At 70.9% G+C, this 17,869-nt stretch carries 16 protein-coding genes and 1 pseudogene; 3 read left to right on the forward strand and 14 right to left on the reverse strand.

The window, feature by feature from the left end; translation table 11 throughout:
- Positions 1-12: 12 nt before the first annotated feature.
- From GT347_RS19270 to GT347_RS19305, 8 genes are all read right to left on the reverse strand, one after another.
- The gene (locus GT347_RS19270; RefSeq protein WP_160553743.1) at positions 13-1,902 is read right to left on the reverse strand and encodes an EAL domain-containing protein; all 1,890 of its coding nucleotides are present in this window, start codon (positions 1,900-1,902) and stop codon (positions 13-15) included.
- Between the two features lie 85 nt (positions 1,903-1,987).
- Complete coding sequence (locus tag GT347_RS19275; protein ID WP_229722387.1) at positions 1,988-3,418, reverse strand: amidase; 1,431 nt, start codon at positions 3,416-3,418, stop codon at positions 1,988-1,990.
- Between the two features lie 2 nt (positions 3,419-3,420).
- Positions 3,421-4,920 (reverse strand): ABC transporter substrate-binding protein, encoded by a 1,500-nt coding sequence (locus GT347_RS19280; protein ID WP_160553744.1) that lies wholly within the window; start codon positions 4,918-4,920, stop codon positions 3,421-3,423.
- Between the two features lie 66 nt (positions 4,921-4,986).
- Complete coding sequence (locus tag GT347_RS19285) at positions 4,987-6,480, reverse strand: glycine betaine ABC transporter substrate-binding protein (protein WP_160553745.1); 1,494 nt, start codon at positions 6,478-6,480, stop codon at positions 4,987-4,989.
- A 3-nt stretch (positions 6,481-6,483) separates the two neighbouring features.
- On the reverse strand, positions 6,484-7,041 hold the full coding sequence (locus GT347_RS19290) for a DedA family protein (protein WP_160553746.1): 558 nt from the start codon (positions 7,039-7,041) through the stop codon (positions 6,484-6,486).
- Positions 7,042-7,106: 65 nt separating this feature from the next.
- Positions 7,107-8,489 carry a phospholipase D-like domain-containing protein gene (locus tag GT347_RS19295; protein ID WP_160555438.1) on the reverse strand — a complete coding sequence of 461 codons (1,383 nt, stop codon included), beginning with the start codon at positions 8,487-8,489 and terminating at the stop codon, positions 7,107-7,109.
- Positions 8,490-8,511: 22 nt separating this feature from the next.
- A complete protein-coding gene (locus GT347_RS19300; protein WP_160553747.1) occupies positions 8,512-9,948 on the reverse strand; it encodes an FAD-binding oxidoreductase in 1,437 nt (478 codons plus the stop codon).
- 18 nt (positions 9,949-9,966) lie between these two features.
- Positions 9,967-10,365: a DUF2069 domain-containing protein gene (locus GT347_RS19305; protein ID WP_160553748.1), complete on the reverse strand. Its 399-nt coding sequence runs from the start codon at positions 10,363-10,365 to the stop codon at positions 9,967-9,969.
- A 27-nt stretch (positions 10,366-10,392) separates the two neighbouring features.
- Between GT347_RS19305 and GT347_RS19310 the strand changes: the two genes are divergently transcribed.
- Positions 10,393-11,667, forward strand: a complete 1,275-nt coding sequence (locus GT347_RS19310; RefSeq protein WP_160555439.1) for a YihY family inner membrane protein — start codon at positions 10,393-10,395, stop codon at positions 11,665-11,667.
- A gap of 24 nt (positions 11,668-11,691) precedes the next feature.
- Here the strand turns inward: GT347_RS19310 and GT347_RS19315 are convergent, their stop codons facing one another.
- Positions 11,692-12,387, reverse strand: coding sequence for a hypothetical protein (locus GT347_RS19315; protein ID WP_160553749.1), 696 nt, complete (start codon positions 12,385-12,387; stop codon positions 11,692-11,694).
- 179 nt (positions 12,388-12,566) lie between these two features.
- Here GT347_RS19315 and GT347_RS19320 point away from each other — a divergent pair, with 179 nt between their 5' ends.
- Positions 12,567-13,022, forward strand: coding sequence for a CBS domain-containing protein (locus GT347_RS19320; protein WP_160553750.1), 456 nt, complete (start codon positions 12,567-12,569; stop codon positions 13,020-13,022).
- 14 nt (positions 13,023-13,036) lie between these two features.
- Here GT347_RS19320 and GT347_RS19325 read toward each other — a convergent pair whose 3' ends face one another.
- Complete coding sequence (locus GT347_RS19325; protein ID WP_160553751.1) at positions 13,037-13,717, reverse strand: hypothetical protein; 681 nt, start codon at positions 13,715-13,717, stop codon at positions 13,037-13,039.
- 167 nt (positions 13,718-13,884) lie between these two features.
- Between GT347_RS19325 and aroC the strand changes: the two are divergent.
- Positions 13,885-14,984, forward strand: a pseudogene (gene aroC, locus GT347_RS19330) (chorismate synthase).
- Positions 14,985-15,052: 68 nt separating this feature from the next.
- Here aroC and mnhG read toward each other — a convergent pair.
- From mnhG to GT347_RS19350, 4 genes are read right to left on the reverse strand one after another with little or no spacing between them, the layout of a single operon-like run.
- The gene (mnhG, locus tag GT347_RS19335) at positions 15,053-15,427 is read right to left on the reverse strand and encodes a monovalent cation/H(+) antiporter subunit G (RefSeq protein ID WP_160553752.1); all 375 of its coding nucleotides are present in this window, start codon (positions 15,425-15,427) and stop codon (positions 15,053-15,055) included.
- On the reverse strand, positions 15,424-15,705 hold the full coding sequence (locus GT347_RS19340; RefSeq protein ID WP_160553753.1) for a K+/H+ antiporter subunit F: 282 nt from the start codon (positions 15,703-15,705) through the stop codon (positions 15,424-15,426). The genes mnhG and GT347_RS19340 overlap by 4 nt, the downstream gene beginning before the upstream one ends.
- Entirely contained in the window at positions 15,702-16,193 is a 492-nt protein-coding gene (locus GT347_RS19345) for a Na+/H+ antiporter subunit E (RefSeq protein WP_160553754.1), read from the reverse strand. The genes GT347_RS19340 and GT347_RS19345 overlap by 4 nt, the downstream gene beginning before the upstream one ends.
- Positions 16,190-17,863, reverse strand: coding sequence for a monovalent cation/H+ antiporter subunit D (locus tag GT347_RS19350; protein ID WP_160553755.1), 1,674 nt, complete (start codon positions 17,861-17,863; stop codon positions 16,190-16,192). The genes GT347_RS19345 and GT347_RS19350 overlap by 4 nt, the downstream gene beginning before the upstream one ends.
- Positions 17,864-17,869 lie beyond the last annotated feature (6 nt).

Genomic DNA, 17,869 nt, shown 5'->3' on the forward strand with positions numbered 1-17,869 from the left:
GCGCGCCGCCGCTCAGTTCGACGGCGGCCCGCCCACATGCAGCCCGCGCCGCGAGAGCTTGGCATCGTGCTTGGCCAGCGCGGCCGAGGATGCCACCTCGTCGGCATGGCGGAAGTCGCCGCGCCGCACCCGCACCGCGCCGATCGACAGGGTGGTGCAGGGGAAGAAGCGCTCCTGCCCGTGGCGGTCGCGGCCATGGATGCCGCCGGTGATGCGGGCATCCTCGTTGAACAGGTCCAGCGCTTGCAGGTCGAAGTCGCCGACGATGCGTTCGCAGCGCTGCTGCCAGTCGCCGCTCTGGAACAGCACCATGAAATCGTCACCGCCGATGTGGCCGACGAAGTCGCGCCGGGCGTCGCAGTGCGACACGGCCAGGCGGGCGCACAGGCGGATCATCTGGTCGCCGCGCCAGTAGCCGTAGTGGTCGTTGAAGGGCTTGAAGTCGTTCAGGTCGGCATGGCAGGCGACGAACTCCACGCCGCTGTCGAGCAGGCGCTCGATGTGCAGGTTGATCGGGATGTTGCCCGGCAGGAAGGTCAGCGGATTGGCATGGCGCGCGGCCTCCACCCGGGCCTCGGTGACGGCGCGCACCAGCTGGTCGCCGGTGCCCAGCCCCAGGTAGCGGCCGCCCTCGGTGACGATGAAGCCTTCGCTCAGGTAGCGCTGGTCGGGCGAGGTCAGGATGCCGACCAGGTCGTCCACGTCGTAGTCCATCTCCACCACCCGCGGCTTGTGGTTGGCGAAACCCACGCAAGGCTTTCTGCCATGCACTTCGCGGAAGTAGAGCGTGGAGTAATGGTTCATGAAATGCTGGCGGTTGACCACCGCCACCGGCCGGCCCTCGGCCACCACCGCCACCGCATGCAGTTCCGGATGGCGCTGGAAGATCTGCGCCAGCTCGTTGTTGGTGGTGACCAGGCCCACCGCCGGCGCATGCAGCACCGGCAGCCGGCGCAGCACCGTGTGGCCGCCGGGCCGGCGCGGCGAGCGCGGCGGCAGCAGGGCGACGGCCTCGCGCTGCACCGTCTCGCGCGCCGGGCTTTCCAGCGCGGCGCGCGGCGTGGCGTGGGGGCGTCCCAGCAGATAACCCTGGCCGCAGGAAATGCGCAGCTCCTGCACGGCGCGCAGGCCCTGTTCGGTCTCTATGCCCTCGGCGATCAGGGTGCTGCCGAAGAGTTCGGCGATGCCCTTGATCGCCTGCACCACCTGCTGCGCATCGGCGTTGCTCTGCGCGCCGGCGGCCGGCGGCTGCTGCAGCAGGCTGGTGAAGTACTTGTCCATCTTCACCCAGGCTGGGCGCAGCTCGTGCCACAGGCGCAGGCTGGAGTGGCCGTCGCCGAAATCGTCCAGCGCCAGGTCGATGCCGCAGTCGCGCAGTTCGGCGGCGGCCTTGCGCAGGGCGGGGACGTCGCTGGCGCGCTGGTGTTCGGTGATCTCCACCACGAGGTCGTGCGGCGCGATGCCGCAGGCGCGCAGCTGCGACAGCAGTTCGTCGCGGCCATGGCGGCGCAGGGCCAGCACCAGGGCATCGGCGCCCATGTTCACGAAAAGCTTGCCGCCCACGCCGTGGCGGCTCCAGTCCTGCAGGGCGGTGACGGCGCAGTACAGCTCGAAGCCCGGCAGCATGCCCAGGCGCTGGGCCAGGGCCAGCAAGGCATCGGGCGTATGCAGCGAGGTGCCGGCCGGGCCGCGGATCAGCGCCTCGTGGCCCAGCACCGCGCCGGAGTCGAGGTCGGCGATCGGCTGGAACACCGCATGCAGCTTGCGGTAGCGCAGCAGGCGGGCGAGGGCGCGGAAATCGGCCCGGCGGGCGCTGGTGCGGCCTGTGGGCTGGCGGGTCGGGCGTGCATCGTGCGGGCCGCAGAGGGCAGGGCGCGGCGGCGTGAGGACGGCATCGGACATAACCCGATCGACTCTAGGCAGCCGGGGTGACGCAGCGGTGACACCGTTGCGCCGCCGCGTCGGCGCGCCAGCACTTACTTGGTGCTCATGGTTGCGGCCAGGCCCGCATCGGCTGGCGGATCAGCTCGAAGGCGCGCGCCAGCTTCAGCACCCCCAGGTCGTCGAAGCGCGGCCCGGCGATCTGCAGGCCCACCGGCAGGCCTTGCGGCGTGAAGCCGCAGGGCACCGAGGCGGCCGGCTGCTCGGACATGTTGAAGGGCACGGTGAAGCCGATGTGCTCCAGCGGATGCAGCGGGTCGTCGGTGGGCGATGGCAGCTCGGCATCGAAGGCCGGCATGGGCGCGACCGGCGAGATCACGTAGTCGTACACCGCGCAGGCACGCAGCGTGGCCACCCGGGTGGCGAAGAACTGCTGCTGCGCCTGGTAGAGGGCCGCGCCGGACATGCCCGCCACGCTGTCGGCCCATTGCCGGATGTAGGGCAGCACCCGGGCGCGGCGTTCGGCCGGCAGGCCGGCCATGTCCAGGTGCGAGCGCATGCGCCAGCTGTGATCCATGCCGTCGAGCATGCCCTGGGTCATGAAGGGCGCCATCGGCTCGACGATGGCGCCGGCGCGCTCCAGCAGGGCGGCGGCGGCTTCGACGGCCTCGTGCACCGAGGTCTCCACCGGCAGGCCGCAGCCGGCGTCCATCAGCAGGCCGATGCGCAGGCCCTTGAGGAATTCGGGCTGCACCGATGCGACCGATGCCCAGTCGATGTCCGCGGGCGGCAGGCACATGGTGTCGCGGGCGTCGGGCCGGGACAGCGCCTGCATCATCAGCGCCGCGTCGCTCACCGTGCGGGTGATCGGCCCGGCGACCCGGCCCAGCGTGGGCGGGTCGATCGGAATGCGGCCGAAACTGGGCTTCAGGCTAAAGACGCCGCACCAGCCGGCCGGCAGGCGCAGCGAGCCGCCGATGTCGGTGCCCACATGCAGCGGGCCGTAGCCGCCGGCGCAGGCCGCGGCGGCGCCGGCGCTGGAGCCGCCCGGGCCGCGGTTGGTGTCCCAGGGATTGCGGGTGAGCGGGTGGAAGCTCGACAGGCCGGAGGACAGCATGCCGTAGTCCGGCATGGTGGTCTTGGCCACCATCACGCAGCCGGCCTCGCGCAGGCGGGCGGCCGGCGGCGCATCGGCGGCGGCCGGCACCAGGGTGGTGGCGGCGGTGCCCAGCGGCACCGGGTCGCCGGCCGAGGCGATGTTCTCCTTGATGGTGACGGTGATGCCGTCCAGCGGCCCCAGCGGCTGGCCGCGGCGCCAGCGTTCTTCCGAGGCGCGGGCCTGGGCCAGGGCCACCTCCGGCCGCAGCAGGTAGGTGGCCAGCAGCTGGGGCTCCCAGTGGCCGATGCGGTCGAGCACCGCCCGGGTCACTTCCACCGGGGACAGCACGCCCTGGCGGTAGGCGGCCGACAGCTCGGCCGCTTCCATGTCGTGCAGGGCGGGCGTGGCGCGGGTGGCGCTGCCCATCGGTAGATCCATTTTCATGTCCAGCCCAGTACGGCGAGATGGTTGACGAAGATCGGCAGGTCCTTCCAGACACCGGTCAGCCCGCGCCGCGCCACCGTCACCCACTGGGGCTGGTAGAGGTAGAGCGAGACGGCGTCGCGCGCCAGCATCTGCTGCGCCTGGCCGAGCAGCTGCTTGCGCTGGGTCTCGGTGGGCGAGGTCTTGATGCGGTCGTAGAGCGCCTGGAATTCCCTGGACTGGTAGCCCCAGTAGTAGTCCGGCCGGGCGTTGTTGCCCAGGTCGAAGGGCTCCACATGGGAAATGATGGACAGGTCGTAGTTGAAGCCGCCGCCATAGGTGTTGGCCAGCCACTGCGCCCATTCCACGTTCTGCAGCTTGCAGACCACGCCCACCTTGGCCAGCTGCGCGGCCAGCACCTCGCCGCCCTGGCGGGCGTAGGCGGTGGGCGGTAGGGTGACGGTGAGTTCCAGCGGCGTCTTCACGCCGGCCTCGGCCAGCAGCTGCTTAGCTTTCCCCAGGTCGTGCGGATTGAGGCCGGTGGTGTCGATGTAGCCGGGCGCGCCGGGCACGTAGAAGCTGCCGATCGGCACGCCGTAGCCGTCGGCCGCGCCGGTGATCATCTCCTGCCGGTCGATGGCGGCGTAGAGCGCACGGCGCACGCGCACGTCGTCGAGCGGCTTTCGGCGGTGGTTGATCGAGACGATGGTCTTGGCGCGCGAGCCGCCCACCAGCACCTCGAAGCGCGGGTTGTTCTTGAACTGCTCGGCGCTGCGCGGCGCCAGGCGCGGGAACAGGTCCACGTCGCCGGCCAGCAGCGCGGCGGATTGGGCAGCCGGGTCGGGAATGAAGCGGAAGGTGGCGCGGCGGATGCGGGCGGCGGCGGGGCTGCGGTAGCCGTCCCAGGCGGCCAGGATCAGCGAGGCGCCGCGGTTGAAGCGCTCCAGCCTGTAGGGACCGGTGCCGACCGGCTGGGCCGCGTTGGTGTCGGCGCTGGTCGGCTCGACGATCACGGCGGTGGCCTGGCCGAGCAGGAAGGGCAGGTCGGGATCGATCTCGCGGTTGAGCAGCACCACGGTGTAATCGTCCACCACCTGCACGCTGAGGTTCTGGAAGGTGCGTTTGTCCTTGTTGGTGCTCTTGTCGGAGGCTGCGCGTTCGAAGCTGAACTTGACCGCGTTGGCGTCGAAGGGCCGGCCGTTGTGGAAGCTCACGCCGCGCCGGAGGCGAAAGGTCAGGGTCTTCAGGTCGGGCGACAGCTCCCAGCCCTCGGCCAGCAGCGGCGAGACGCTGCCGTCGCTGTTGACCCGGGTCAGCGTCTCGTAGACGTTGTAGAGCGTGACCTCGGCGATGGAGGAGGCGGCGGCGGCCGTCGGGTCCAGCCCCGGCGGTTCGAGTGCGATGCCGACCACCACCGCCGTCTTGCCCCGCGACTGGGCCCAGGCGGCGGGCGCGCCGCTCAGCAGGCAGGCGGCGGAAGTGGACGAGGTGGCGAGGAAGCGGCGGCGCGTGGGCATCGGTGGGTGGTCCTGTCGATGGGGCGGGGCTATGGAAAGGGACTGGAGCATAGAACGTGCCGCGATTCAAATCCGGCGGCCGCGGCTAGTCCAACGGGCGAGCAGGGAAAACACCGCTTCGCTGAGCAGGGCCAGGGCCGCCGCGGGTAATGCGCCGGCCAGCAGCAGGCCGTGGTCGTTGAGCGCCAGCCCGGTGACGATGCGTTCGCCATAGCCCCCGGCGCCGACGAAGGCGGCCAGGGTGGCCGTGCCGATGGCGATGGTGGTGGCGGTGCGCACGCCGGCCAGCAGCACCGGCAGGGCCAGCGGCAGCTCGATCAGCCGCAGGCGCTGGCCGTCGCCCATGCCCAGGGCGGTGGCCGCCTGGCGCAGGCCGGGCGAGATGCCGTCGAGGCCAGCCACCGTGTTGCGCATCACCGGCAGCAGGGCATAGAGGGCCAGCGCCACCAGCGCCGGCGCGGTGCCGATGCGGCCCATCCAGGAGATCAGGGCGGCCAGCAGGGCCAGCGAGGGCACCGTCTGCAGCAGGCCGGCGGTGGCCAGCAGCGGGCCGCGCAGCCGGGGCCTGCGGGCGCAGAGCAGGGCCAGCGGCACGCCGATCAGCACGGCCAGGGCCACCGAGATGGCGACCAGGGCCAGGTGCTGGCGGGTGAGGCGGGCGAGGTCGGGGCCGAAGAGGCGGTCGCGCCAGGTCGGCGCCCGTTGCGTGGACGGCGGCGCGCTGCCGTCCAGCGCCTCCCGCGCTACCACTTCGAAAGCCGCGCCGTCGATCTCGGCCCGCGCGTTGAGGGCGGCCATGCGGCTGGCATCGATGCGGCCTTCGAGCCGCTGCAGGGCGGCCCAGGCGGCGGGAAAGTGCTGCGGCAGGTCCAGGCGGTAGAGCAGCACGGCCTGGTAGCCGGGGAACCAGTGGTCGGTGTCGGCCAGCAGGCGCAGGCCGCGGCGGGCCACCTGGGCATCGGTGGTGTAGGCATCGACGATGTCCACATTGCCGGCTTCCAGCGCCTGGTAGGCCAGGCCGTGGTCCAGCGCCTGCGGCTGCTGCGGCAGGCGGTAGTGCGCGGCCAGGCCGGGCCAGCCGTCGGCGCGGCCCAGGAATTCGTTGGACAGGCCCAGGCGCAGCTCGGGATGCCGGGCCAGGTCGGCCAGCGATCGCAGCTGCAGGCGGTCGGCCACGTCGGCGCGCAGGGCCAGCGCATAGCCGTTCTCGAAACCCAGCGGCACCGCCACCCCCAGCCCCTTGGGCGCCAGCGCGGCCTGCAGGGCAGGCAGGGTGTCGATGTCCGGCCGCTGCAGCAATTCACGGGCGATGGTGCCGGTGTATTCGGGATAGACATCGATGCTGCCGGCCGCCAGCGCGGCGGCCACCACGGCCGTGTTGCCCAGTCCGGCCGACACGGTCACCGCCGTGCCGCTGGCGCGTGCCTGGCGCGCCAGCACCTCGGCCAGCACATAACTCTCGGTGAAACGCTTGGAGCCGATGCGCAGCGGCTCCGCGGCACCGGCCTGCCAGGCCGACAGCATGCAGAGGGCCAGGCACAGCCAGCGGATGCCGCGCATGCGCTAGGCCATCTTGACGTGGCGTATCGCCACGACGAGCCCGATGAGCGCCGCGATGCCGATGAACCACAGCTCGTAGTGGTGCAGATTGCCGATGATGGCCTTGAGCACCCCGGTCACCCACACACCCAGATAGGCCACCGCCGTCGCCCAGACCAGCGCCGCGAAGGCCGACAGCGGCACATAGAGGGCGGTGCGCATCTTCGTCATGCCCAGCGTCACCGGGAACACGATGCGCAGGCCCCAGGCGAAACGCATCAGCATCACGGTGGCGATCGGATGGCGGTCGACGAAGGCCACGGCCTTCTCGAAGCGCTTTTCCAGCTTGGGGTGGCGCTGTAGCACCTGCTGCCCCTTGCGCCGGCCGAGCTGGAAGTAGAACTGGTCGCTGAGGAAGGCCGCCGCCGCGCCGCAGGCGATCAGCGGCAGCATGTGCAGATAACCCTGGTGCACCGCGTAGGCGCCGAGCAGCAGGATGGTCTCGCCTTCGAGCAGGCCGGCGAAGAAGACGGCGTAGTAGCCGTAGTCGGCGAGCAGGTGGGCGGTGTGGAGATGGATCATCGTTGGGCGTGGAGCATGCCAGGGATGTGGCGGCTCCCCCGTAGGAATGCGCCCAGATCTTGCCGCTATAGCTGAAAGGCGACGGTGAGCAGCAGCCCCTCGCCGATGTCGCGCAGCAGGCTGGGCGGGCTGGCGTCGAAGGCTTGGGCGTCGGCGGCCAGGGCCTCGATCCAGGCGGCCAGCCAGGCAATGTCGGCGGGGTCGTAGAACAGCACGCCGGCCTCGTGGTTGAGCAGCAGGCTGCGCAGGTCGAGGTTGATCGAACCGCACAGCGCCAGCTCGTCGTCCACCACCACCGCCTTGGCATGGGCCATGGCCGGCAGCAGGTGAAAGCGCGCGCCCGCTCGCGCCAGGTCGCGCATCGCCCGGCTGCGCGCCATGTCGGCCAGGCGGTGGTTGGAGCGGCGCGGGATGGCGATGTCCACCTGCACCCCGCGCAGGGCGGCCAGGCGCAGCGCGTCGCGCAGGGCGTCGTTGGGCACGAAGTAGGGCGTGACGGCCAGGATGCGGCGCCTGGCGTGGAAGCAGGCCGCCACCAGGATGGCCTGGGCGGTGTCCTCGCTCTGGTCCGGACCGCTGGGCAGGAACTGGGTGACGGTGCCGCTGGCGGGCGCCGGCGCCACGCCCGGCGGGATGTGGCGCGGCCGCTTCTGGTGCACCGCGCTCCAGTCCTGCTCGAACTGACGGGCGGCGGCGGCGGCGGTGGGGCCCTCGATCTCGAAGGACAGGTCGGCCCAGGGTTCCAGGCCGGCATCCACATCGCCGGTGAAGTATTCGGCCGCCAGGTTGCGGCCGCCGGACCACAGCAGCTTCTCGTCGGCGATGACGAACTTGCGGTGGTTGCGCAGGTTGCGCGGCCCGTCGCTGCGCAGGCCCAGCAGCGGGCGGAACACCGCGATCTCGCCGCCGGCCTCGCGCAGCGCGTCGAAATGGCGGCGCGGCAGCATCAGCGCGCCGAAGCCGTCGAGCAGCAGCCGCACCCGCACGCCGGCCCGGGCCTGGCCGACCAGGCGCTGCATGGTGGCGCGGCCGAGCGCGTCCTGGCCGATGATGAAGGTGCAGACGTCGAGCCGCTCGCGCGCGGCGGCGATGGTGGCCCAGAGGGCGTCGCGGGCGATCGCGCCGTCGGCATGCAGCCGGGTGCGGGTGACGGCCGGCGCCGCCAGGTTGAAGCTCTCGGCCAGCTCCGCCGCCCAGTGGGCGTAGGGCTGGCCCTGGGGCACACGCGGCGCATGCGCCGGCCGCAGCTTGCGCCGGCCGAAGGCCAGGTACATCGGCAGCACCAGATAGGGCAGCAGCGCCAGGCCCATCACCCAGGCGATGGCGCTGGGCGGCGCCCGCTGGTCGCGCCGGGCGCGGGTGGTGACCACATACACCAGCACCGCGAGGACCGCGATCAGCAGGTGCTGGGACAGCGAGGGAAGAAACGGCAGCAGCGTATGCGGCAGGAGCACGGTGCGGCCCGGTGGATCAGGCGGCCAGCATGCGGCCCGGGTTCATGGTGTTCTGCGGGTCCAGCGCGGTCTTGATCGCCCGCATCATGGCCAGGGCGGTGGGCGATTCGTACTGCTCCAGCTCGTGCACCTTCATGCCGCCCACGCCGTGTTCGGCGGAGAAGGAGCCGTCGAAGGAGGCCACCGAGCGGTAGACGATGTCGTTGATCTCGTGCTCGCGCTCGACCAGGAAGGCCTTGATGTCGCCTTCGGCCGGCGCCTGCACGTTGTAGTGCAGGTTGCCGTCGCCAAGATGGCCGAAGTTGACCAGGCGCACGCCGGGAATCGCCTCGCGCAGCAGGCCGTCGGTGATCGAGACGAACTCGGCGATCTTCGAGACCGGCACCGAGATGTCGTGCTTGACGTTGAGGCCTTCCTCGGCCTGCGCCATCGGGATGTTCTCGCGGATATGCCACAGGCCCTGGGCCTGGGCGATGTTCTCGGCCACGACGGCGTCGCTGACCACGCCGTGCTCGATGGCGGTTTCCAGCAGGCGCTCGAACTGGGCGCGGGCGTGTTCCTCGGACTCGCTGTCGGAGTTCTCCAGCAGCACGCAGTAAGGCACGTCCGCATCGCCCAGGAAAGGCACGCGCAGCTGCGGCATGTGCTTGCCGACCAGGGAGAGCGCGAACTGGCCCATGGCCTCGAAGCCGGTCAGGTTGGCGCCCAGATGCTTCTGCGCCAGGCCGAGCAGGGTGACGGCGGCTTCCATCGAGGGCACGGCGGCCCAGGCGGTGAGCGTGGCGGCGGGCAGGGGAAAGAGCTTCATCGTCGCTGCGGTGATGATGCCCAGCGTGCCCTCGCTGCCGACGAAGAGGTTGCGCAGGTCGTAGCCGGTGTTGTCCTTTCGCAGGCCCGACAGGCCGTCCCACACCTCGCCCTGGGCGTTGACGATCTCCAGCCCCAGGCACAGCTCGCGTGCGTTGCCGTAGCGCAGCACCTGGGTGCCGCCGGCATTGCTGGCCAGGTTGCCGCCGATCATGCAGCTGCCCTCGGCGGCCAGGCTGAGCGGGAAGAGAAAGCCTTGCTGCTCCATCGCCTGCTGCAGCACCTGCAGCACGCAGCCGGCCTCCACCGTGACGGTGAGGTTGTCCGGATCGACCGCGCGGATCGCCGCCATGCGGCCCAGGCTCAGCACCACCTGGCGGCCGGAATCGTCCGGCGTGGAGCCGTTGACCAGGCCGGTGTTGCCGCCCTGCGGCACCAGCGAGACACCGGCGGCCACGCAGGCCTTGACCACCGCCGACACCTCGGCCGTCGTGCCCGGGCGCACCACCGCCAGCGCGCGGCCGCGGGTGCGTTTGCGCCAGTCCTGCTCGTAGCCGGTCAGGTCGCCTTCGGTCAGCAGATAGCTGTCGCCGACGATGTGGCGCAGGGCCGAGAGCAAGGGGGTGAGGTCGGTGGTGGTGGTCATGGAGAGGGCAGGGCTTGTCTATATGTGTTGGATGCGCGGTGCGCGCAGGCGCGTCCGCACGTGCAGGGCGCAGGCCAGGAACAGCAGCAGGCACAGCGCCACCTCGGCCAGCGCCAGCCAGTGGCCCGGCGCCGGATCGCCCCAGGCGCGCACCGTGCCCTCGGCGAAATACAGCCACACCAGCAGGCTGACCCAGCGGTAGGTGTACATGCGGTGCTTGAGCAGGCCGGCCAGCGGCAGGCACAGCGGCAGGGCCTTGAGCGCCAGCCAGGAGCCGCCCGGACGCAGCGGCGCCAGCCAGAGTTCCCAGGCCAGGCACAGCAGGATCAGGCCGAGCAGGCTGAACACCGCGAGGCTGCGCGTCAGGCGCACGGAAGAGGAGGGCGGTGTGGGGGGCGGCGTAAGGGGCGGCGTCATCGCGGTGGCATCATAGCGACCATGTCCATGCCGCCAACGCAGACCCGCCGTGGCGCGCAAGCGCTGGATCGGCTGCGCCTGGCTTCTGCGCATCTGGCGCAGGTCGGCGCGCAGGCCGCCGCCGCGCTGGCCCGCTTCCCCTGGCGCACCGCCGCCTCGCTGCTGCGCCAACGCTACCGCGAGGACCAGCTGGCGCTGACCGCCGGCAGCCTCACCTTCACCACCGTGCTGGCCCTGGTGCCCTTCTTCGTGGTGGCGCTGGCGGTGTTCACCGCCTTCCCCATCTTCAGCCAGATGCAGGACCAGCTGCAGCGCTGGCTGGTCGCCAGCCTGGTGCCCGAGGGCATCGCCCGGCAGGTGCTGGGCTACATGACGCAGTTCTCCAGCAAGGCCAGCCGCCTGGGCGCGGCCGGGCTGAGCGCGCTGGTGATCACCACCCTGGCGCTGATCCTCACCATAGACCGCACGCTCAACCGCATCTGGCGGGTGCGCCGGCCGCGCGGCCTGGCGCAGCGCCTGCTGATCTACTGGGCCGCGCTCACCTTCGGCCCGCTGGTGCTGGCGGTGAGCCTGGCGACCACCGGCGCGGTGGTCGCCTTCTCGCGCGACGTGGTGGACGTGGTGCCCGGCGGCGTGCGCCTGGTGCTGGGCAGCATCGAGCTGCTGCTGCTGGCCGCGGGCATCGCCGGCCTCTACCACTTCGTGCCGAACAAGCCGGTGCGCTGGTCGCATGCCTGGGGCGGCGGCCTGGCGGTGGCCGCCTGCCTGGAGATCGCCAAGAAGGGCGTGGGCCTCTACATCGGCTCGGTGCCGACCTACTCGGTGGTGTATGGGGCCTTCGCCAGCATGCCGATCATGCTGCTGTGGATCTACGTGGCCTGGAACATCGTGCTGCTGGGCGCCGTCTCGGTGGCCTACCTGCCGGGCCTGCTGAGCGGCGCGGTGCTGCGCCACGAAGGCGCGGGGTGGCGTTTCCAGCTGGCGCTGGAGGTGCTGGCGCACCTGCATGCCTCGCAGCGCGCCGGGCTGCACGGCCGCAACGCGGTCGAGATCGCCCAGTCATTGCGGGTCGATGTGCTGCAGCTGGAGCCGGTGCTCGAAACCCTGGTCGGCCTCGACTGGGTGGGCGTGCTGCGCGAGGCCCGGGACGGCCAGCCGCCGCGCCTGGTGCTGCTGGCCGACCTGCACGCCACCGCCGCCGGGCCGCTGGCCGAACTGCTGCTGCTGGAGCGCGGCGCCGGCACGCAGGCGACCTGGGAGCGCACCGGCATCGCCCGGCTGTCGGTGGCCGACCTGGTCTAGGAGCCCTGGCTCCTGGGAGCCGGCTCAGCACTTGAAGGCGGTCCAGAGTTTGGCCCACAGCCAGTAGAAGGGTTTGGTGTAGCAGGTGCGGGTGACGATCTGGCATTCGATCGTCTTCATCAGGCCGGCGCGCCACGGGTCCAGCGGATAGCGGCCCTCGGCCATCACGCGCAGGGCCTCCAGCCGGAATTTCTCGACCTGCTCGCGCACGATCTCGCCATCGACGCGGGCGAAACGGTTCAGGGCCTGCCGCTGGAAATGCGCCAGGCCGAGCTGGAAGCGGCCGATCATGCGGGCGCGCCACATGAACTGCTGGGCCGCCCGGGTGCGCGGCCCGCCCAGCAGCCGCACCGCCCTGCGCCAGATGCGCTTGGCCTCGCCCCGGCGCGGCTGCATGCGCAGCCGGACCTGCCACAGCACACGGCCGAAGTCGTCGAGCCACTGGCCGGCGGTCTTTTCGCCGATGCGCCAATGGGGGGTGAGGTTGGGGGACCAGGGGCGCAGCGAGATCCTGCGATTTCGTACCCGCGAAGGCTCCGCGCCGGCGCCCGGCTGGTCCCACAGCGGCAGGCCGTCAGGGCCGGGCGGCACCGGCAGCCGGGCGACGGCGTCCAGGTCTCGGTGCATGCCGGGGTGGCGCCGCGTGTCGGGCTGCGCTGGCGGCAGCGGCGGTGGGGCCGGCCGCACCGGGCCGGCGGCGGGAATGATGGCGAACGGCATGTCGGCGTGTTCCTTCGATCTGTGGACGGCGCCGGATCATCGTTTCGCGGCATGCCCGGCCGGGCATCCAGGGCGCGAAATCCGGCCGGTCCAGCCGAAGCGGGACAGGGATGTGCCCCCTCGGCAGACGCGTGTCGCTCGGCTATAGTCGCGGACCAAATCCTGCCAGGAGACCCCCCATGAAAGTCAGCGACATCCTTCGTGTGAAGGGCGGCACCCTCTTCACCGTCGAGCCCGACGATTCCCTGGCCACCGCCGTGGAAACCATGGCCGAGCGCGACATCGGCTCCCTGGTGGTGATGGAGCACGGCGACCTGGTCGGCATGCTGACCTTCCGCGAGGTGATCCAGACCATCGTCGCCAACGGCAATGCGGTCGGCAGCAAGCTGGTGCGCAGCGCCATGGACCGCGCCCCGCTCACCTGCACCCCCGAGACCGAACTCGACGAAGTGCGCCGCATGATGCTGGAGCGGCATGCCCGCTACCTGCCGGTGCTCAACGCCGGCCGCCTCGACGGCGTGATCAGCTTCTACGACGTCGCCAAGGCGGTGGTGGACAGCCAGAACTTCGAGAACAAGATGCTCAAGGCCTACATCCGCGACTGGCCGGAAGACCACGAAGAGCAGCCCACCTGAGAGCTGCCTGCGCGCTAGCACCGGATATAGCTCCACAGCTTGCGCATGGTGCTGCCGGTGATGCGGTCGATGCGGCAGACGATGGCCCGCTCCAGCCGCCCCACCATGTCTTTCTGGATCTGGAAGCCGGTGCCCAGCGTCTGCACGGAATATTGCAGCATCTTGCCGACTTCCTCCTCGATCAGGAGCGCATGCTGCTTCGGGTATTTCCAGAGCATGGCGTCACGCGCCATTTCCAGCTGGTCGATGAATTCGTCGATCATGGCGCAGCGCCGCATGAATTCCGAACCGTATTCGGTGTTTTCGCCGCCGAGGGCTGTCAGCGCCTCCACCAGGAGTTTTCCCGCTATCCGGCGATCGAAGCGGCTGTCGCGCCGAGCCTGCCACCTGGAGAAGCCGTAGCCCTGCAGCGCGCTGGCCACCGTCAGGCACTTGCTCAGCGCGAGCTTGCCGGAGGGCGGAATGACCTTGGCAGGCCGCAGCGGGCCGCGGCGTGTGCGCCTGGCCGGTGCAGGGTCTTCGGTCTGGTGATCCTTCTCGCCGTCCTCTAGCAGGGCGGCGATTCCCGGCGGCAATTCACGCTCGCCGAGCGGCACGGCGGGCCGGTAGGGCGCACTGCCGGAAGTCAGGTGCGCGGGCGATGTCCAGGTGGATGGCATCGCGATGGACGGCTGGAAGGCTTGCAGGGCAGGCATGGCTTTGCTCCATTGATGACGCGGCATCTTGGCCGCGGCAGGCCCTGTGCGAGGCGTGCCAGCGAAGCGCTGCGGCCGCGCGCGAACCGGCCGGGGCCGCATCCACGGCCGGTCGCAAGACCGCGGCGAAGCGCCACGCAGGCGGCGCTGGGATAATCGCCGCCCATATGAGCGGCAATACCTTCGGAAAACTCTTCGCGGTCACCAACTTCGGTGAATCCCACGGCCCTGCCATCGGTTGCGTGATCGACGGCTGCCCACCCGGCATGGAACTGTCGGAGGCCGACATCCAGGTCGAACTCGACCGCCGCCGGCCCGGCACCAGCCGGCATGTCACCCAGCGCAACGAGCCGGACGCGGTGGAGATCCTCTCCGGCGTCTACCAGGGCCGCACCACCGGCACGCCGATCGCCCTGCTGATCCGCAATGCCGACCAGCGCAGCAAGGACTATTCGGCCATCGCCGAGACCTTCCGGCCCGGCCACGCCGACTACACCTACTGGCACAAGTTCGGCATCCGCGATCCGCGCGGCGGCGGGCGTTCCTCGGCCCGGCTGACCGCGCCCACCGTGGCTGCTGGCGCCGTGGCCCGCAAGTGGCTGGCCGAGCACCATGGCATTTCGCTGCGCGGCTGCATGACGCAGATCGGCGAGCTGCCGATCGGCTTCGAGGACTGGGCGCATGTGCCGAACAATCCCTTCTATGCGCCGGTGGCCGATGTGTCGGCGCTGGAGGACTACATGGATGCCTTGCGCAAGGCAGGCGACTCCTGCGGGGCTCGCTTGCGGGTGGTGGCGCAGGGCGTGCCGGTGGGCTGGGGCGAGCCGCTCTACGACAAGCTCGATGCCGATATCGCCTACGCGATGATGGGGCTCAATGCCGTCAAGGGCGTGGAGATCGGGGCCGGGTTCGCCAGTGTGTCCCAGCGTGGCACGGTGCATGGCGATTCGCTGCGTCCTTCGGGGTTCGCTTCCAACAATGCCGGCGGGGTGCTGGGGGGATCAGCACGGGGCAGGATATCGAGGTGTCGATCGCCATCAAGCCGACCAGCTCCATCATCAGTCCGCGGGAGTCGATCGACGTGCATGGGAATCCGGTGGATGTGGTGACCAAGGGGCGGCACGATCCCTGTGTGGGGATCCGGGCCACCCCTATCGTCGAGTCGCTGCTGGCGCTGGTGCTGATCGACCATGCGTTGCGGCATCGGGCGCACTGTGGGGATGTGCGGGTTGCGGCCGGGGAGCCTATTCGGGCTTCCTTGCTCTGATTTTCGGGGGGCCCTCCGCAGAGGAGACAACCCCAACTAACCGCACTGGCAAACGCCGCTCCCCCACCTCAAGGAGCGGAAGAAGAATCGCCCTGTGAAGCCAGCGGCGGCGGCACCCCCGCAGTACCCGCCCGTCGATGGCGAAACACCGCCGCACGCATCAGGAAGAAGGTGCTGACCGGCACGGTCAGGGCCAGCAGCGCAGGCACCAGCAGTGGATGCAAGGCCAGGCGCTTCTCGCCAAAGGAGAAGAACAGCGCGGCGGCAATGGCCACCGACCAGGCCCCCAGCGTGCTGGCCAGCGTGGTCGCATGCACCCGCTGAAAGAAGCTCGGCATCCGCAGTACGCCCAAAGCGCCCACCAGCGCCAGTGCCGAACCCAGCAGGATCAGCATCCCGCACAGGGCCTGCACCCAGGCGGGCAGGTCGGCGACAGCGCTCATTCCACCACCTCCCCGCGCAGCACGAACTTGGCCATGGCACTGGAAGACGCGAAGCCCAGCAGCGCGATCAGCAGCGCCACCTCGAAGTACGCGCCGCCGCCGTTGGCACGCAGCCCCAGCACCAGCACCAGCAGCACCGAGGCGGTGTAGAGCGCATCCAGCGCCAGGATGCGGTCCTCGGCCAGCGGGCCCAGCAGCAGCCGCAGCAGGGCGCAGGCCATGGCCAGCAGCAGCATCAGGGGGCCCAGCCAGAGGGCGCAGGCAAGAACGGAGTTCATGTCTCGAAGATCTCCCGCAGGGGTTGTTCGTAATGGAGGCGGATATGGGCCAGCAGGCGTTCGTTGTCGCGGGTGTCGAACACATGCAGCAGCAGCGCGCTGCGGTCGGCCGCGAGCTCCGCCAGCGCGGTGCCGGGCACGGCCGAGACGATGACGGCCAGGGTGGCCAGGGCGTGGCTGTCCTGCAGCAGCAGCGGCACACGCAGGAAGCCGGAGGGGATGTCGCCGGCGCGGCGGGTCAGCAGCAGCCAGGCGACTTCCAGGCAGGAGCGGGTGGCATCGACCGTGACCCGCCACAGCAGCGCCAGCGCCAGCAGCGGCCGCCGCGCATGCGGGCGCGAAGGACGCAGCCCGGCGGTGAGCACTGGCACGGCCAGGCCGACGGCGATGGCGCCCAGCCAGACGACCGGGCCGTGTTCGTCCCACAGCACCAGCCAGAGCAGGGCCAGGGCGAGCGAGAGCAGGGGCGCGGGCAGCAGCTTCCTCATGGCGCGGCCTCCGTCGGAACCACGGCGCGGGTGCGCATGACGGCCTGCACATAGACCTGCGGCTTCTGCAGCGTGGCGGCGGTCTGTTCCAGATAGGCCAGCACCGGGCCGCCGAACACCGTCAGGCCCACGCAGCCGGCCAGCAGCAGTGCCACCGGCGCGCATTCCACCAGCCGCAGCCGCGGCACGCCGCGCTCGCGCGCGGTCCAGAAATGCCGCATGCCGGCGCGGCCGAAACCCACCAGGCAGGCCAGGCCGGTGGCCAGCAGCAGCGTGGCGAACAGCCAGCCGGCCGCGCCGGGTGTGTTGGATCCGCCTTGCAGCACCGCCACGTCGGTCACGCCATGGCCCAGGCCCAGCGGATTGAACAGGCCGGTCAGCAGCGCCACCTTGGCGGTGAAGCCCGACAGCGGCGGCAGTCCGGCCAGCACCAGGGCGCACAGCAGGAAGGCCATGCCCAGGGCGGCGATGGCGCCGGGCAGGGCGCGGCCGGTGGGTTGCTCCTGAGGCTCGTCGATGTCTATGCCTTCCAGCGGCTTGAGGTCACGGCCCAGGAAGGGCGCCTGGCTGGCCTGCTGGTGGGCGGGAAAGGCCGCGCCGCCGTTGCGCCAGCGCTCGATCAGGTCGGTCAGCAGCAGGAAGGCGCTGGCCGCGAGAGTGGAACTGGCCAGGTAGTAGAGGGCGGCGCCGGTCAGGCGCGGCGCCTCCAGGCCGATGGCCGAGAGCACCGTGCCGGATGACACCAGCAGCGCATAGCCCGCCAGATAGGCCAGTCGCTGCGAGGCCAGCAGGCCGGCGATGCCGAAGACGATGGTGCCCAGGCCCATGGCGATCAGCGCGTCGTGGCCGTCCGAGCCCGGAAAACACAGGGTGCCTAGGCGCAGCAGCGCATACAGGCCCACCTTGCTCATCACCGCGAACAGCGCGGCCGAGGGCGGCGTGGCGGCCGCATAGGCACGCACCAGCCAGAAGTTGAGCGGCCAGGCTGCGGCCTTGGTCAGGAAGGTCACGGCCAGCAGCGCCGCGCCGGTGCGTGCCAGCGCCGCGTCGCCGGGCAGCAGGCGCGGAATGCGTTGCGCCAGGTCGGCCATGTTGAGGGTGCCGGTGCTGCCGTAGACCAGGGCCGCGCCCACCAGGAACAGCGACGAGGCCGCCAGATTGAGCGCCACGTAATGCATGCCGGCCTGCACCCGCGCGCCGCCCGAGCCGTGCAGCAGCAGGCCATAGGAGGCGGCCAGCAAGATCTCGAAGAAGACGAAGAGGTTGAACAGGTCGCCGGTGAGGAAGGCGCCGGCCAGGCCCATCACCTGCAGCTGGAACAGCGGATGGAAATGCACGCCCACCCGCTGCCAGCGCGCGGTGGAGAACACCAGGCCGGCCAGCGCCACCGCATGCATCAGCACCAGCATGAAAGCCGACAGCCGGTCGGCCACCAGCACGATGCCGAAGGGCGCCTTCCAGTTGCCGGCGAGGTACACGGCCGGGCTGCCGTCGGCACCGCCCGCGCCCACCCGCAGCAGCAAGAACACCGACAGGATCAGCCCCAGGCCGGTGGCGGCGATGCCCAGCCAGGCCTGCAGCCGGTAGCGGCCGGTGCCGCCCAGCAGCATCAGGGCGGCGGCCAGCATGGGCAGCAGGACGGGGGCGACCACCAGGTGCTGCGGGCTCATGCGCGG

Origin of the sequence: Xylophilus rhododendri (genome assembly GCF_009906855.1) — a bacterium.
Lineage (GTDB): Bacteria > Pseudomonadota > Gammaproteobacteria > Burkholderiales > Burkholderiaceae_C > Xylophilus > Xylophilus rhododendri.

What these genes read in the sequence shown, in the direction of transcription:
- GT347_RS19270 (WP_160553743.1), bottom strand. Translation starts at nt 1,902, where the DNA reads ATGTCCGATGCCGTCCTCACGCCGCCGCGCCCTGCCCTCTGCGGCCCG.
- GT347_RS19275 (WP_229722387.1), bottom strand. Translation starts at nt 3,418, where the DNA reads ATGGATCTACCGATGGGCAGCGCCACCCGCGCCACGCCCGCCCTGCAC.
- GT347_RS19280 (WP_160553744.1), bottom strand. Translation starts at nt 4,920, where the DNA reads ATGCCCACGCGCCGCCGCTTCCTCGCCACCTCGTCCACTTCCGCCGCC.
- GT347_RS19285 (WP_160553745.1), bottom strand. Translation starts at nt 6,480, where the DNA reads ATGCGCGGCATCCGCTGGCTGTGCCTGGCCCTCTGCATGCTGTCGGCC.
- GT347_RS19290 (WP_160553746.1), bottom strand. Translation starts at nt 7,041, where the DNA reads ATGATCCATCTCCACACCGCCCACCTGCTCGCCGACTACGGCTACTAC.
- GT347_RS19300 (WP_160553747.1), bottom strand. Translation starts at nt 9,948, where the DNA reads ATGACCACCACCACCGACCTCACCCCCTTGCTCTCGGCCCTGCGCCAC.
- GT347_RS19305 (WP_160553748.1), bottom strand. Translation starts at nt 10,365, where the DNA reads ATGACGCCGCCCCTTACGCCGCCCCCCACACCGCCCTCCTCTTCCGTG.
- GT347_RS19310 (WP_160555439.1), top strand. Translation starts at nt 10,393, where the DNA reads ATGCCGCCAACGCAGACCCGCCGTGGCGCGCAAGCGCTGGATCGGCTG.
- GT347_RS19315 (WP_160553749.1), bottom strand. Translation starts at nt 12,387, where the DNA reads ATGCCGTTCGCCATCATTCCCGCCGCCGGCCCGGTGCGGCCGGCCCCA.
- GT347_RS19320 (WP_160553750.1), top strand. Translation starts at nt 12,567, where the DNA reads ATGAAAGTCAGCGACATCCTTCGTGTGAAGGGCGGCACCCTCTTCACC.
- GT347_RS19325 (WP_160553751.1), bottom strand. Translation starts at nt 13,717, where the DNA reads ATGCCTGCCCTGCAAGCCTTCCAGCCGTCCATCGCGATGCCATCCACC.
- mnhG (WP_160553752.1), bottom strand. Translation starts at nt 15,427, where the DNA reads ATGAGCGCTGTCGCCGACCTGCCCGCCTGGGTGCAGGCCCTGTGCGGG.
- GT347_RS19340 (WP_160553753.1), bottom strand. Translation starts at nt 15,705, where the DNA reads ATGAACTCCGTTCTTGCCTGCGCCCTCTGGCTGGGCCCCCTGATGCTG.
- GT347_RS19345 (WP_160553754.1), bottom strand. Translation starts at nt 16,193, where the DNA reads ATGAGGAAGCTGCTGCCCGCGCCCCTGCTCTCGCTCGCCCTGGCCCTG.
- GT347_RS19350 (WP_160553755.1), bottom strand. Translation starts at nt 17,863, where the DNA reads ATGAGCCCGCAGCACCTGGTGGTCGCCCCCGTCCTGCTGCCCATGCTG.